Below are 15,588 nucleotides of genomic sequence, written 5' to 3'. Positions count from 1 at the left end.
CCATTGTAAAACAATAAATATAAACAGATGAAATTCTCTACAGATAAACACGAAAAATATGTGGTATTAAAATTGGATGAACCAAAGTTCACCAATGATAATACACCAGCATTAAAATCTGAATTTATCCTCTTAAATACTGAAGGCTATCGTAATATTGTGCTTGATTTATCAGCTGTAAAAGAATGTAATGATTCACAAGATTTAAGCTGTTTATTAGTTGGGGATAGACTTTGTAAAAGTGCAGGTGGAGTTTTTATAGTGACAGGAGTAAATGCTGCAATTGCCAATATTGTGAAGATATCTAATCTTCATCAGTCGGTTACTTTTGTAAATAAATTAGATGAAGCTACCGATTTAATCTTTATGGAAGAAATAGAGAAAGAATTACGTGGCAGTGTAGATAAGGGATAATTTTTAATGAAATTTGAAGTAACCATTTTGGGTAGCAGTTCTGCAACCCCGGTATACAACAGAAATCCTACTGCCCAATTATTAAACTGCAATGAAAAATTTTATCTAATTGATTGTGGTGAGGGTACTCAACAACAATTGATAAAATTTGGATTAAAAGCATCAAAAATAGATTACGTTTTTATTAGTCATTTGCATGGCGACCATTATTTTGGTTTAATTGGTTTGCTTTCTAGCATGCATTTAAATGGACGAATTAAACCCATGCATATCTTTGCTCCAAAAGCAATACAAGAGATCTTAGAACTTCAGTTTAAACACTCTGATACTACATTAAGATATGAATTAATCTATTACGTTATTGATCCAACACAACCTGCTGTCATTTTTCAAAATAATGATGTAACTATAGAAACAATCGTATTAAATCATCGTATTCCTTGTACTGGATTTAAATTTACAGAGAAAAAACGTTTACGTAAACTGATAGTTGAGAAATTAGAAAAAGATAATATTCCATTAGAGTTGTATCCTTTATTAAAAAGAGGAGTGGATTTAGATTTACCTAATGGAACTATTTTAAAAAATATAGAGTACACTACAGATTCGGCTCAACCAAAATCTTATGCGTATTGTTCGGATACATTAATGGATGAACGTTATTTTGATAGCATAAAAGACTGCGATACCTTATATCACGAAGCCACTTTTTTACATGAAATGTTAGAAAGAGCGAACGAAACACATCATACAACTGCTTTACAAGCAGCACAAGTAGCTAAAATTGTGAACGCTAAAAAACTATTAATAGGTCACTTTTCTTCTCGTTATAAAACACTTCATGAGCTTTTAGAAGAAGCAAAAACTGTTTTTGAAAATACAGAATTGGCTATCGAAGGTATTACTTACCAGATATAATTTTACTATTTAGAATTGCATAAAAAAACCGCAGATGTACTGATAAAATCTTCACATCTGCGGTTAATATATAATTTAATTACTTATCTGTTTTGTTACCACCTCCAAATACAGAGAAGTGTACATAACGCTTAGGGTTAGCTTTTAAATCAATCATTAAATTATCTAAGTTTTTAGCGGCATTAGTCAGATTATCATACATCTGTTTATCATTTATTAACTGACCTAATGAACCTTTTCCATTTTTAACATCGGTTACTATACCTTGTAAATCAGCTACTGCTTTATTCGCGTTATCAATAGTTTGTTTAAAGTTTAATGCAGCTACTTTATCTGTAACTGTATTTAAGTTTGTTAAAACGGCATCAATTTTAGCGCCATTGTTTTTAAAGTTGGCAGTAATTGCTTCAACATTTGATAAAATAGCAGAGAGTTTTGAACTTTCTGAACCTACCAATGCATCTACTTTTTTAGAAGTAGCCTCTAAAGAGCCTAAGGTAGAAGCAATACTGGTAAAGCTTCTATCAACGTTTTTCTGGAAATTAGCATTAAGAATTGAGTTTACACTTGTTAAAATCGAATCCATTTTAGCAATTAAGAGCTCTGCTTTTTTCTGTACTGGTTGTACAGTTTCCATCAAACCTTTAACCACATTAGCATTTAAGGTATCACCATCTTTTGCAAAGTTTTTATCGTTTCCTAAAATCATAACGATAGCTTTTCCGCCTAAAAGATCAGTGCTTTCTAATCTAGCAATTGTATTTTTAGGAATTTCATATTCATCCTGCACTTTTAAGGTTGCAATAATGGTTCCGTTAGGTTGTAAAGTTAATTTATCGACTCTACCAATTTGAAAACCATTAATTAAAACAGGCTTTGAAACGCCTAAACCGTCAACACGAGAATAGATAGCATATAATACTGTTTCGCTAGAAAATATAGAATTTCCCTTTAAGAAGTTATAGCCAATTATTAATAAAGCAATAGCAAATGCTGCTAATACGCCTACTTTGGTTTCGTTTTTTATCTTCACTTAGTTTGTTGTTTGTTAAATCTCAATTTCCTTTTTGTATTGTTTTATTGCATTCACAATAGCAGTTACTATTTCTTCTTGTCCTTCTGGTGAGTTAATGTAATCTTCTTCAGTTGGATTAGAAATAAAACCAATTTCTGTTAATACAGATGGCATTGCTGCACGTTGTAATATCAATAATCCTTGTTCTTTAACACCTCTATTAACTCTTTTGTTCACATTGGTGTAGTTTTTTTGAATCATCTTTGCTAAAGCTAAGCTTTTTGCTCGGTAAAGAGATTTGTACAAAGATAACATAATTAATTCTTCAGGATTTGTAGGATCGTAAGTTCCTTTCTTTTTATAATCTTTATCCTTTAAAATATCCTCATTTTCTTTCAAGCCAGCATCCATTTCATTGATACGTCTATATGCACCAACAAAAGTTTCAGTTCCTTTTGTCGTTCTATCACTTCCGCCCATTGAGTTACAATGAATAGAAATAAATAGATCTGCTTTTGCATCATTCGCTATTTCAGCTCTGCGATACCAGTCAACATCAACATCTGTTTTACGAATTTGAATAATTTTAATTCCGGGTAATTCTTCTTCTAGCTTCTTACCAAGTTTTAAAGCAACTTTTAATGCAACATTTTTTTCTAAAGAATACTTACCTGCTGCACCTGGTTTCACGCCCCCATGACCTGCATCAATTACAATAGTTTTGATTTTATAACCCTGTGCGAAAACATTACTTGAATAAAAAAGAAATATAATGGCAAAGGTTAACAGGACACTTTTTAATCTCATCTAAACTTATTTTTTACAAATTTATAATAAATATCGTCAACTATATTTCTACACTTACTTTGTAGGCTTCTATTGCTTTTAACAGACAATTGGTTATTTCTTTTTGGCCAGCTTCCGAATTCATATAGTCTTCCTCGCCAGGATTGCTAATAAAGCCAATTTCCGTTAAAATAGCTGGCATACCAGCACGAGCTAATACGGCAAGGCTTTTTTCTTGGACACCTCTGTTTATTCTCCCCACTTGGATATATTCATCTTGCACTAATTTGGCAAGTTTTAAACTCTGTGTTCTAAAGGTATTTTTCATTAAGGATAAAATGATAGCGCTTTCTGGATCATCTGGATTAAAACCATCGTAATTCTCTTTGTAGTTATCCTCTAAAAAGATAGATGCGTTTTCCCTTTTAATTGCTGCATCTTGCTCATTTACCCGTCCACTACCAGAAACAAAGGTTTCTACACCTTTAGTAGACGTACTTTTAGCATATCTTGTTTTATAAATTGGAACTTTTTTACCTTTTTTATTTCTAGTATAACCACTGATATAACGTGTGCTGTAAACTGGCATATCATTACAATGGATAGAAATAAATAAATCTGCTTTTGCATTATTGGCAATAGCAATTCGCTCATAAAGAGGAATAAAAGTATCATCCTGTCTCGTAAAAATTACTTTTACATCCTTTAAACTATCTTGAATTAACTTGCCTAATCGTAAAGCTGTTTTTAAGGCAACGTCTTTTTCTGTAGAATATAATCCTCTCGTACTGCCATCTTTGCCGCCGTGACCAGCATCGATAACAATTGTTTTTATTTTGTATTCTTGTGCAAGTAATTGATTATCAATACCTAAAATAGATAAAGCAGAAATAAATATAATCAAAATTGCATTTGGTCTAACCAATGGTATATTTTTCATTAATTTTGAACGTTTTGGGATAAACATTATTGCAAAAATAACATTCACACACGAATTTGAAACTTTTACGCGATATCATTTTTATTATTGCAGCTCTTTTATTAACATCTGTTGGTAACAATGCGCTAGCCTCGTCTAATTTTTCCTTTCAACAGGTAACAAAACAAACGGATTCTGCTAAAAGAGATACCTCCAAGGTCAAAATGAAGAAAAGTGATCTCGATGAGAAAGTTGAATACTTTGCAAAAGATTCTACACGTGTTGATCGGAAAAACGGTATCATGTATTTATACGGTAGAGCACGCGTAATTTACCAGGATTTTGAATTAGATGCAGATTATATCAGATTTAATTCAAAAGACAATACAATTTTTGCTAGAGGTATTAAAACCGATAAAGGTAAATACATTGGCAGACCAATTTTTAAAATGGGTAGAGAAGGTTCTTCTATTGCAGATTCATTAACCTATAATACAAAAACAGGTAAAGGAACAGTAAGTGGTGTATTTACTGAGCAAGAAGGTGGATTTTTTTCTGGTGGTAAAACTAAAATGCAACCTGATAATGAGTTTAACGTATCTGGTACAACATACAGTACTTGCAATTTACCAGAGCCACATTATGGTATACACATTACTAAAGGTATTGCAACAGAAAATCAGATTATTACAGGTCCAGTTTACTTAGAATTTGAACGGGTTCCGTTGCCTATTGCCATCCCCTTTGGCTTTTTCCCAAAGCCAAATAAAAATCATCAGGTATTATATTGCCCACACCTGGCGAAGATGCAACAAAAGGTTTTTCATTAACAAATGGTGGATATTATTTGGCGCTAAATGATTATTGGGATGCAAGGTTAACTGGTGATATTTATACAAACGGATCTTACCATCTAAATTTGGCGACAAACTATATTAAACGCTATAAGTTTGGCGGTAATTTTAATCTTGCGTACGCAAGTGATCGACAAGGACTAGAAGGCACTCCTGAATACGATCCGCAAAAAAACTTTCACATTGGTTGGACACATAGTCAAAATGCAAACGCTAAACCTGGTACAACATTTAGTGCTTCAGTAAATGCAGGTACGGGAAACTATTTTAGTGTTTCTGCTGCAAACGGAACATATGATATAAATCAGATTGCCAGTAATACCATGAGTTCGAGTATTGCCTATGGAAAAGTTTTTGGTGATGGATTGTTTAATTTAACTACTTCACTTTCCCACAGTCAAGAAACTAGAGCTAAAACAATTTCTTTAACCTTGCCACAAGTAAGTCTAAATATGTCTACCATTAGTCCATTCGATTCAAAAGATAGAGTAGGTGAGCAAAAATGGTATCAGAAAATTACGGTAGGATACAGCATGCAAGCAAGTAATACTGTAAATACAAGGGAAGATTTATTATTTGATAAAGACGGGCTAAAAAGATTTAGAAATGGAATGCAACACTCTATTCCAATCAGTTTACCGTTTAATGTTTTAAAATATTTAAACTTTAATAGTAGTGTAAACTATAATGAACGTTGGTATTTACAAACTGTTCAAAACAGATATTTTAAAAGACCAAATTCATCTGATAGTGTAGCTATTGATACTGTTAATGGCTTTAAACGTGCTGGCGAATATTCGTTAAGTTTAGGTATGTCTACTAAATTATATGGCGGAAAGAAATTTAAAAATTTAGGTAGTATTAAAGCCATAAGACATGTGATGACTCCTAACGTAAGTTTCTCTTATAAACCTGATTTCTCTACCAATAATTATGGGTATTATAAAAACAAAGTTTATTATACAAATGATATAAGACCAGGAAAAAGTGTGCCATTAGATGGTGATAACTTAGTGAGAGATTACCAAGGGCTTCCTCAAAAATACTCCATATTTGAAGGTGCACAATACGGTGGACCATCTGCTGGTAAACAAGCAAGTATAGGTTTTTCTGTAGATAACAATGTAGAATTAAAAGTGTCTGATTCGAAAGATACAACAGGAACTGGTGAAAAGAAAATACCAATTATACAAGGCTTGAATTTTTCTAGTTCCTATAATTTTGTGGCACCAACTAAAAAACTAGCACCCATAAATTTTGGTGGTAGATCTCAATTTACAGATAAATTAGGTTTTAACTTTAGCGGTGTTTTTAGCCCGTATGCTGTACAAAATGTACCCATAACTTCAGGTTCTGGCTCTACACAAACTACTACATATCAATACCAAGAAGTAGATAGATACGTATGGAAAGATGGTAAATTACCACGATTAACTAGCTTTAACTTCTCTTTTGATTACAGTTTAAATCCAGATGCGTTAAAAGGACGTAATAAAAACATGGATGCACTAAAAAATCAAACTGAACAACAACAAGCTGGAAGAACACCAGAGCAAATTGAGCAGTTACAAGCTATAAGTAGAGATCCAAATGCTTTTGTAGATTTTAACATTCCTTGGAATATTGCTTTTTCTTATAGCTTTAACTATAACAACTCTTTAGGTTTAGCAGCGACGAGAAGTATCAGTAATACATTAAATTTTAATGGAGATTTTAACTTAACTCCAAAATGGAAAATTCAATTTAATTCAGGTTACGATTTTAAAGCTAAAACTGTTTCTTATACTTCATTTGCAATTTATAGAGATTTGCATTGTTGGGATTTGAGCGCCAATTGGATACCATTTGGTAGTTATCAAAGTTACTCGATAGATATAAAAGTAAAAGCATCTATCCTTCAAGACCTTAAACTAAGCAAACGTAAAGGTTATTATACCAAGTACTAAATTAATTATTATGCTGGCTGAAATCATTACCATAGGTGACGAAATACTAATTGGTCAAATAGTAGATACTAATTCTGCTTGGATGGGAAGGGAGTTAAATAAGATAGGAATTAGTGTAAAGCAAATTACATCAGTCTCTGATAACGCCGAACATATTGTACAATCCTTAGATGAAGCGCAAAAACGAGCAGATTTAATTTTGATTACTGGCGGATTAGGTCCAACAAAGGATGATATTACTAAACTCACCTTATCGAAATATTTTAATATGCCTTTAAGGCGAGATCAAGCAACGCTTGAACACATACAAACAATTTTTGCAGGTCTTAACAGACCAATGATAGATGTAAATATTAGACAAGCAGATGTGCCAGATGGATGTGTTGTTATTCAAAATAAAAATGGTACAGCACCCTGCATGTGGTTTGAAGTAGACGGTAAAATTATTGTTTCCATGCCTGGAGTACCTTTTGAAATGATGTATTTAATGGAGGAAGAAATTTTACCTCGCCTTAAAAAAGCATTCGTTTTACCTTTCATTGTCCACAAAACAATTTTAACATCAGGTTTAGGCGAATCATTTCTTGCACAACAAATTGAAGATATAGAAGATAGTTTACCTAGTTATATTAAACTAGCATATTTACCAAAATTGGGGCAAGTAAGACTAAGATTAAGCGCTGAAGGTAATGATGAATCTACTTTAAGAGCAGATGTAAATAGTTACGCACAACAAATCATTCAACGTATAAATTTGCATGTAGTAATTGATGAAGATGTACCACTAGAAAAGGCCATTTTGGATAAAATGAAGGCTAAAAATTTGACGCTTTCCACTGCAGAAAGTTGCACCGGGGGTTATATTTCACATTTAATTACACAACATGCAGGTTCATCAGCTGTTTTTGCAGGTGGTGCTGTTGCCTATTCTTACGATTTAAAGGAATCTATTTTAGGTGTAAAACATCAAACCTTAACAGAATTCGGTGCAGTAAGTGAACAAACAGTAAAAGAAATGGCGCAAGGTGCAATCACTCATTTTAAAACCGATTATTCAATTGCAGTTAGTGGTATAGCTGGCCCTGATGGTGGTATACCAGGTAAACCTGTTGGTACTGTGTGGATTGCCATTGGAACAAAGGATAAAGTGGTAGCTAAATTGTTCACATTTAGTAGCAAAAGAATACAAAATATAGAACGTTCAGCTACAGCAGCTTTAACCATGTTGCTAAATCTATTAAAACAAGATTTGAATTAAATAGGTAAAAAGGCGTACTTTTGCCCACAGATACCAATTATAAACGCAATAACAAATGGCTCAATACGAATTATTGTTACCAAAAATGGGAGAGAGTGTTGCAGAAGCAACTATCATTAAATGGACTAAACAGCCAGGAGATTTGATTCAACTGGATGATACGATACTAGAAATTGCTACTGATAAGGTAGATTCTGAAGTGCCATCGCCTGTGGCTGGTAAATTGGTTAAACAACTTTTTGCTGCCGATGACGTGGTTCAAGTAGGTGCTGTAATTGCAACTATAGAAATTGAAGGTGCTGCAGAAAGTGCTCCAATTGTTGAAACTAAACAAGAAGAAGTTCCTGCACCAACAGTTAATGTAGAAAATGTTCCAGGTGTTGCTCAACTACCTATTGCTAAAACAGAAGAAAGTACTCCTCAAGATTTTAAAAACTCTGATCGTTTTTATTCACCATTGGTGAAAAATATTGCTGCACAAGAAAATATTACAGTTGCAGAGCTTGATCAACTAAAGGGAAGTGGGGCTGAAGGACGTTTAACTAAAGATGATTTGCTAAACTATATCCAAAGCAAAAAAGGTGGTACTACTATTAAAGCAACCTCAATTGCAACGGAGAGTCCATCTCCAGTTGAAGCCAATAAACCTATAACTCCAAGCGCTAAACCAGTAACTTCTGTAAGTGGCGGGGATGAAATTATAGAAATGGATAGAATGCGTAAACTTATTGCCGAACACATGGTAATGAGTAAACATACTTCGCCACACGTAACTTCATTTGTAGAAGCTGATGTAACCAACATGGTAATGTGGCGTGATAAAGTGAAAAAAGCATTTGAGCAACGCGAAAATGAGAAAATTACGTTTACACCTATATTTGTTGAAGCAGTAAGCAGAGCGATAAAAGATTTTCCAATGATTAATGTAACTGTTAATGGAACACAAATCATTAAAAAACGGGACATTAATATTGGTATGGCAGCAGCTTTACCAAGTGGAAATTTAATTGTACCCGTAATTAAAAATGCAGATCAGTTGAATTTAGTTGGCTTAACTAAAGCGGTTAATGATTTAGCATCACGTGCTCGTAACTCGAAATTAAAACCAGACGAAACTCAAGGTGGAACATTTACCTTAACAAATGTTGGTTCTTTTGGAAACGTAATGGGCACTCCAATTATCAATCAGCCACAAGTTGCAATTTTAGCTGTTGGTGCTATTAAAAAGAAACCAGCAGTTTTAGAAACTGAATTTGGCGATGTTATAGCAATTAGACACATGATGTTCCTTTCACTTTCTTATGACCATAGAGTGGTTGATGGTGCATTAGGTGGTTCTTTTGTTCGTCGTGTAGCAGATTATTTAGAGAATTGGGATATTAATAGAGAGGTTAGTTAGTTCATTGGTTATTGAACGAAGCTTAAATAAATCAAAAAGGTCTGTGAAACACAGACCTTTTTGATTTATTTATAAATAGCAAAGCCCCAACATAGTGTCGAGGCTTTTGCTCAAAACAAAACAAAAAACAATTAATTAGCCAGAATGCCTTCTTCGGCAATAGCAGCAATATCTTGTTGACTGTAACTTAATTTTCCAGTTTGTGCTATAAATACATCTTTATTTATTAGTAAATCGCGGTGTGCAATTAAGTTTTTTAAACTAACATTGCCAATTACATATTTATATTCATTACGTGAGAAACGTTCAGAGATGTTCTCAATCTGTAATTTCTCAATCGTATATTCATGTACATATCTTATATATACTTCAATACTCACTTTATCTGTATGTATTAAGCCATTTAATTGATGATATTTTTTATACTCGTAACGGTAATCATAACGTAAAGCAGCTATATCAGAAAGTACAGCTGCACCAGTTGGATGTCCGCCTGCACCTTTGCCAAAAAAGAACTGTTTATCAGCAAAAGCTGCTTGTACAGTTACCCCATTGTATTCATTTTCTACATTGTATAGGAAATCGTCAGCCTTCACAAATTTTGGCAATACAAATGCAACAACTTGTTTAGTACTTATTTTACGAGCTGTCGGTACTAATTTAATTTTAAAATTTTTCTCTCTCGCATATTGAATATCCGCATCAGAAATATTCTGAATACCAACATTTAATATATGATCAGGATTGATAAATAAACCATAAGCATGTGCTGTAGCAATAGCCAATTTATATTTAGGATCATAACCTCCAACATCTAAAATGGGATCAGTTTCTGCAAAGCCTAAATCTTGTGCTTGTTTTAAAGCAGTTTCATAGGCTAAACCTTCATTAAATATTTTAGATAAAATGTAGTTTGATGAACCATTAAAAATTCCGCTAATGCCATGCAAAAGCTCATTATCGTAATATTCTTCTAGGTTACGAATAATTGGAATACTACCACAAACAGCACCTTCATATAGTAAAGATGTACCATACTTTGCTTGTAATTGTACCAATTCTTCTAAATGAATAGCAATCATTTTTTTATTGGCCGATACTACATGTTTACCATTGCTTAATGCTTTTTTTACAATTTGAAAAGCAACGTCTGCATCGTCAATTAATTCTACTATTGTATTTATTTCTGGATTATTTAAAATTTCATCATGGGAAGTGGTGAAAAGATGAGCCTCTAAACTGCGTTTTTTTCCAGGGTTTTTAATTGCAATTTTTACGACTTCTAAATTTAAATTTTGCCCACGGATAATATCGTGCAAACCTTGTCCAACCACTCCAAATCCAAATAATCCTATTTTAAGTTTCTTACTCATTAGTGTATGTATTGTGCCTTAAGCTTTTTCGCTCTCAGCTTATTATGCTGTTTTATGTAATTTGATTATTTTCTTATCGCTACTTTCTTTCAAGAAATTGCCTATGATGTTCGTTAGTTTGTCAGTTTCTATTAAAAAACCATCATGTCCATAAGCACAATTAATACTACTGAATTGTGCTTCATTAATATGGTTAGCTAAAAACTTTTGCTCGCTGATAGGGAAGAGTACATCGTTTTCAATTCCAATCACTAATGTATTTGCTTTAATTTCTGCTAACGCTGCAGTAATACTTTTTCTCCCGCGTCCAACATTGTGACTGTCCATCGCTTTGCTTAAATACCAATAACTGTATGCATTAAAGCGTTTACACAATTTCTCGCCTTGGTAATTTTGATAAGATGCGGCTCGATAACCAGTCGTTTTATCGTTTACACTTTCTAATTGTGTTGCTGAATACGCTTCGTACGTACGATAAGATAATAACGCAATGCTCCGTGCAACTTTTAAACCTTTTAAGCCACCATCTGGTTGATTAGCGTAAAATGTTCTGTCTGTACTAATCGCTAAACGTTGACTTTCGTTAAACGCAATTCCCCATGGAGAATGAACAGCATTTGTAGCTACCAAAATTAAATTTTCTATGGTCTGTGTTTTAGCTAATGACCATTCTAACGCTTGTTGACCTCCTAAAGAACCACCAATTAAAACCTTAATGTTGCTTATTTCTAAATAGTTTGCTAATAAATTGTGCGTTGCGGCTAAATCTTTAATGGTAAATTCTGGAAAAGATAAATAGTACGGTTGACCAGTTGTTGGATTTTTACTTAGTGGATTTGTAGTTCCGTAGTTTGAACCCAAAATGTTAGCACAAACTATAAAATGCTCTTCTGGATTAAATAAAGCATTATTTCCAAATAATCCTTTCCACCAATCTAATACATCTGCATTTGCAGTTAATGCATGACAAGCCCAAATTACATTATCCTTGTTGGCATTTAATTTACCAAACGTTTGATAAGCAATTTCTAGATTGCGCAATTTTTTGCCGTTTTCTAATTTGAATATTTTAGGGTGTTTATATATAGCTACTGTGCTCATGAGGTACTAATCTTCTTTTTAATGTAATGGACTTGATAATAGGTAACAGCATATCTCGATTTCTCGAGACCTTCCGAATTGAAAATAACAAAGTGGAAGATTTTTAAACTAGTATATGCGACAGCACATAAAGTTTGTTAACTGCATATTACAGCAAATCAGATTTACATTTAAAAATGCAATTGATTGTTTAGGGCTTGACTTAAAATTTTCGCTTAGCGAAATTGAATTAATTGTTTTCATCTTCTTAATTTATATTTCCAAACAACACCATGTTGGCTGGTCAGGAATTGGCACCTTCTCCGTTATGGAGGGTTGCCAGTGGGTCAAAGAGCCTGTCTCTCGCCACTTCTTTATAAATCAAATCGATTAAAAGATTTGATTTTTATTTAGCTTTCACCAAATAATGTTTCAAATATAAGATTGTATTAGAAAATATGCAAAATAAAATTCTGATTATTATTTAACTAATTGAAAAATAAGCAGATAAAATTAGATAGTTGATCATGAATAGCTAGTGGTTTATTGACCATTAACCCAAAGCTTGCTCAAAATCTGCAATAAGATCGTCAATATGTTCCAAGCCAACCGAAACCCGAATTAAATTCTGTGGGGTTTTTGTATCGGGTCCTTCAACAGAAGCACGATGTTCAACTAAACTTTCTACACCTCCTAGGCTGGTAGCTTGGGCAAATATTTTTACAGCATTTACCACTTTTTTAGCAGTTACTGCATCGCCTTTAACTAAGACAGACAACATTCCTCCAAAATCTTTCATTTGCTTTTTAGCAATATCATGTTGTGGATGAGAAGGTAAACCAGGATAATATACGGTGTCAACTTTTGGATGATTTTCTAAATAGAGAGCTAATTTCATCGCATTATCACAATGACCTTTTACTCTATATGCTAAGGTTTTAATACTTCTAAGTAATAAAAAGCAATCGAATGGCGATGGAACTGCACCACCATTTTGTTGGATATTTTTAACTCTTTCCCAAAACTCATTTTTTGTAGCGGTAGTTAAAGAACCACCTAAAACATCGCTATGACCACCAATATATTTAGTAGTAGAATGCATCACAATGTCTGCACCTAATGTAATTGGATTTTGTAAAGTTGGAGAAGCAAAAGTGCTATCGACTGCTAAAATGAGTTGATGTACTTTGCAAATCTTTGCCAATCCTTCAATATCTGTAATTTTTAAGAGTGGATTAGAAGGAGTTTCTGCCCAAATCAAAGCTGTATTAGGTTTAATGAAACTTTCTAAGTTATCAATATCAACTAAATTAATAAAATCGAATGTTAAGGTTTCATTAAAAATGCTTAATAACTGTTTTTTTAAACCCCAATACATATCATCAGGTGCAATAATATGACTTCCAGGTTTTAAGGCTTGAAAAATAGACATTCCAGCGGTATTACCTGATGAAAAAACACAAGTATCAGCGCCATATTCTAAAGTTGTGATTACATTTTCTAAAGCAGCTCTATTTGGATTGTTCATTCTGCTATACATATATCCGCCTGGATATCCGCCATTTTCATCGCGTAAAAAAGTTGTAGATAAGCTAATAGGCATCGTTACATCACCTGTAGCACTTTTTACTAAATTTAATGCATGGATGGCAGCAGTTTCTGGTTTCATTTTTTACGAATTAAATAACAAAGATTTATAGCAAAGCTAAATTTTATCTTGCTAAAAAAATGTTTTTGGCAAGATTTATGTAAAAGCTTAATCAAAAAGCAAGTATATGAAAAGAATATTTTTAATAGCAGCCTTAATTTGTAGTTCATTAATAGTGTTACAAAGCTGCTCTCCGAAAACAACAAGTGGTACAGTTGCGGTAAAACGTGGCGATGTAACAGGTAATTGGGTGTTGAACGACATTACTTTTGATGGTATTCCTGAGGTTGCCGTAAAATCGTTCTTAGGTGAAAGTTCTTATAAATGTTTTGTAGGTAGCACCTGGGATTTAACAAATAGTGGTAATGGAAGTTACAGTTTGCCATCAAGTGCAAGTTGTGGAGCAAAAACTCAAGCTATTTTTTGGTCGGTAAGCACAGCTGATGAGACTTTCCAATTTAAGAAATTAAATGAAGGCGATAAAGCTAAAAACGTAACAGATGGTTATCGTTTGATGCTTTCTTCATCAGATGGAACCAATATGGTTGTTAAATCGCCAATAGAATATGGTAGTAAAACTGCCTACATTGTAATGAATTTTACAAAAGCTGCTAAGTAATAACACTAAGCATATTTATTATAAGCCGCAAATGCGCAGATTTTAAGTAATTAATCTGCGCATTTGCGGCTTTTGTTTATGTATTGTTTCTAAATAAGCCATTTTTACAAGAAAATGATTTTCAATTAGGTCAATATTGTACTTTTGCCTAAACATAAAATGAATTACCGTGCAGGCTTTAACTCTACTTCTTAATAACCCAACTCTTGCAGCACCTTTAAAGGCTATTGCCCAAAAAGTTCAAAATCATCAGCGCATAACTTTTGATGAAGGTGTATACTTATATGAACATGCAGAATTAGGATATTTAGGTGTACTTGCTAATTTTATTAGAGAAGAAAAGCATGGAGATAAAACCTATTTCAATCGGAATTTTCATTTAGAACCTACTAATCTTTGTGTTTACGATTGTAAATTCTGTTCGTATTCTCGTTTAATTAAGCAGAAAGAAGAAGGTTGGGCATTAACTATGGATGAGATGCTCGATGTAGTTAAGAAATATGATAATGAACCTGTTACTGAGGTTCATATTGTTGGAGGTGTTTTACCGCAGTACGATGTGGAATTTTATTCAACTTTGTTTAGTGCTATCAAAAAACATCGCCCTGCACTACATGTAAAAGCATTAACTCCTGTAGAGTATCATTACATCTTCAAAAAAGCCAAAATAGATTACGCTACAGGTATGAAATTGATGAAAGAAGCAGGTTTAGAATCAATTCCGGGTGGTGGGGCAGAAATATTTCATCCAGAGATTAGGGAGCAAATTGCAAAAGATAAATGTACAGCAGACCAATGGTTGGCTATTCATGAAGAGTGGCATAAATTAGGAATGCGATCTAATGCAACCATGTTATACGGTCATATTGAGAAATACGAACATCGTGTAGATCATATGGAGCGTTTACGTAATTTACAAGATCAAACGAAAGGTTTTCAAACATTTATCCCATTAAAATTTAGAAATCAGCATAACCAAATGAGCCATGTGCCAGAGGTTTCAGTAATTGAAGATTTACGGAATTATGCTATAGCTCGAATTTATTTGGATAATTTCGACCATATTAAAGCATATTGGGCAATGATTAGTAGAGAAACTGCTCAACTTTCTTTAAACTTTGGGGTTGATGATATTGACGGAACACTAGACGATACGACTAAAATATATTCGATGGCTGGCGCCGAAGAGCAAAACCCAGCAATGAGTACACAAGAATTGGTTAATTTGATTAAACAAGTCGGCAGAAAACCAATTGAAAGAGATACGTTGTACAATGTGGTAACTGATTTTACCGATGTTGTTTTTGAAAGCGATGTTAAACCATCTTATTACAAATTACCCGTAATTAATTAAAAAGT

Annotated in this window: 12 protein-coding genes, 1 pseudogene and 1 riboswitch; of the genes and pseudogenes, 7 read left to right on the top strand and 6 right to left on the bottom strand. The window is 33.2% G+C overall.

Annotated elements, in window-relative coordinates; translation table 11 throughout:
- Positions 1–27: 27 nt before the first annotated feature.
- Together ACHMWN_RS13925 and ACHMWN_RS13920 are read left to right on the top strand one after the other, a co-directional pair.
- Positions 28–414: an STAS domain-containing protein gene (locus ACHMWN_RS13925; protein WP_397302184.1), complete on the top strand. Its 387-nt coding sequence runs from the start codon at positions 28–30 to the stop codon at positions 412–414.
- A 6-nt stretch (positions 415–420) separates the two neighbouring features.
- The gene (locus ACHMWN_RS13920; protein WP_397302181.1) at positions 421–1,332 is read left to right on the top strand and encodes a ribonuclease Z; all 912 of its coding nucleotides are present in this window, start codon (positions 421–423) and stop codon (positions 1,330–1,332) included.
- A 79-nt stretch (positions 1,333–1,411) separates the two neighbouring features.
- On the opposite strand, the gene ACHMWN_RS13915 is transcribed toward ACHMWN_RS13920, so the two are convergent.
- The 3 genes from ACHMWN_RS13915 to ACHMWN_RS13905 are packed head-to-tail and all read right to left on the bottom strand — an operon-like array spanning position 1,412 to position 4,073.
- On the bottom strand, positions 1,412–2,365 hold the full coding sequence (locus tag ACHMWN_RS13915) for an MlaD family protein (protein WP_397302178.1): 954 nt from the start codon (positions 2,363–2,365) through the stop codon (positions 1,412–1,414).
- 15 nt (positions 2,366–2,380) lie between these two features.
- A complete protein-coding gene (locus ACHMWN_RS13910) occupies positions 2,381–3,154 on the bottom strand; it encodes an N-acetylmuramoyl-L-alanine amidase (RefSeq protein ID WP_397302175.1) in 774 nt (257 codons plus the stop codon).
- A 40-nt stretch (positions 3,155–3,194) separates the two neighbouring features.
- Complete coding sequence (locus tag ACHMWN_RS13905) at positions 3,195–4,073, bottom strand: N-acetylmuramoyl-L-alanine amidase (RefSeq protein WP_397302173.1); 879 nt, start codon at positions 4,071–4,073, stop codon at positions 3,195–3,197.
- A gap of 203 nt (positions 4,074–4,276) precedes the next feature.
- Between ACHMWN_RS13905 and ACHMWN_RS13900 the strand changes: the two are divergent.
- The 3 genes and pseudogenes from ACHMWN_RS13900 to ACHMWN_RS13890 all read left to right on the top strand — a co-directional run bounded on the left by ACHMWN_RS13900 (position 4,277) and on the right by ACHMWN_RS13890 (position 9,509).
- A pseudogene (locus ACHMWN_RS13900) lies at positions 4,277–6,852 on the top strand (putative LPS assembly protein LptD).
- Between the two features lie 10 nt (positions 6,853–6,862).
- Entirely contained in the window at positions 6,863–8,110 is a 1,248-nt protein-coding gene (locus ACHMWN_RS13895; RefSeq protein WP_397302170.1) for a competence/damage-inducible protein A, read from the top strand.
- A gap of 55 nt (positions 8,111–8,165) precedes the next feature.
- A complete protein-coding gene (locus ACHMWN_RS13890; protein WP_397302167.1) occupies positions 8,166–9,509 on the top strand; it encodes a dihydrolipoamide acetyltransferase family protein in 1,344 nt (447 codons plus the stop codon).
- Positions 9,510–9,640: 131 nt separating this feature from the next.
- Here ACHMWN_RS13890 and ACHMWN_RS13885 read toward each other — a convergent pair whose 3' ends face one another.
- The 3 genes from ACHMWN_RS13885 to ACHMWN_RS13875 all read right to left on the bottom strand — a co-directional run bounded on the left by ACHMWN_RS13885 (position 9,641) and on the right by ACHMWN_RS13875 (position 13,631).
- Positions 9,641–10,882, bottom strand: a complete 1,242-nt coding sequence (locus ACHMWN_RS13885; RefSeq protein ID WP_397302166.1) for a homoserine dehydrogenase — start codon at positions 10,880–10,882, stop codon at positions 9,641–9,643.
- Positions 10,883–10,924: 42 nt separating this feature from the next.
- Entirely contained in the window at positions 10,925–11,983 is a 1,059-nt protein-coding gene (metX, locus tag ACHMWN_RS13880; RefSeq protein ID WP_397302163.1) for a homoserine O-acetyltransferase, read from the bottom strand.
- A 249-nt stretch (positions 11,984–12,232) separates the two neighbouring features.
- Positions 12,233–12,345, bottom strand: a riboswitch (SAM riboswitch).
- A 170-nt stretch (positions 12,346–12,515) separates the two neighbouring features.
- Positions 12,516–13,631 (bottom strand): trans-sulfuration enzyme family protein, encoded by a 1,116-nt coding sequence (locus ACHMWN_RS13875; protein ID WP_397302160.1) that lies wholly within the window; start codon positions 13,629–13,631, stop codon positions 12,516–12,518.
- A gap of 106 nt (positions 13,632–13,737) precedes the next feature.
- Between ACHMWN_RS13875 and ACHMWN_RS13870 the strand changes: the two genes are divergently transcribed.
- Complete coding sequence (locus ACHMWN_RS13870; RefSeq protein WP_397302158.1) at positions 13,738–14,229, top strand: hypothetical protein; 492 nt, start codon at positions 13,738–13,740, stop codon at positions 14,227–14,229.
- Positions 14,230–14,398: 169 nt separating this feature from the next.
- Positions 14,399–15,583, top strand: a complete 1,185-nt coding sequence (gene mqnE, locus ACHMWN_RS13865) for an aminofutalosine synthase MqnE (protein WP_397302157.1) — start codon at positions 14,399–14,401, stop codon at positions 15,581–15,583.
- Positions 15,584–15,588 lie beyond the last annotated feature (5 nt).

Source organism: Pedobacter sp. UC225_61 (genome assembly GCF_044452285.1).
Taxonomy (GTDB): Bacteria; Bacteroidota; Bacteroidia; order Sphingobacteriales; family Sphingobacteriaceae; genus Pedobacter.
The sequence above is the reverse complement of the archived record's forward strand: the minus strand, read 5'-3'. Positions and strand labels throughout refer to the sequence as shown.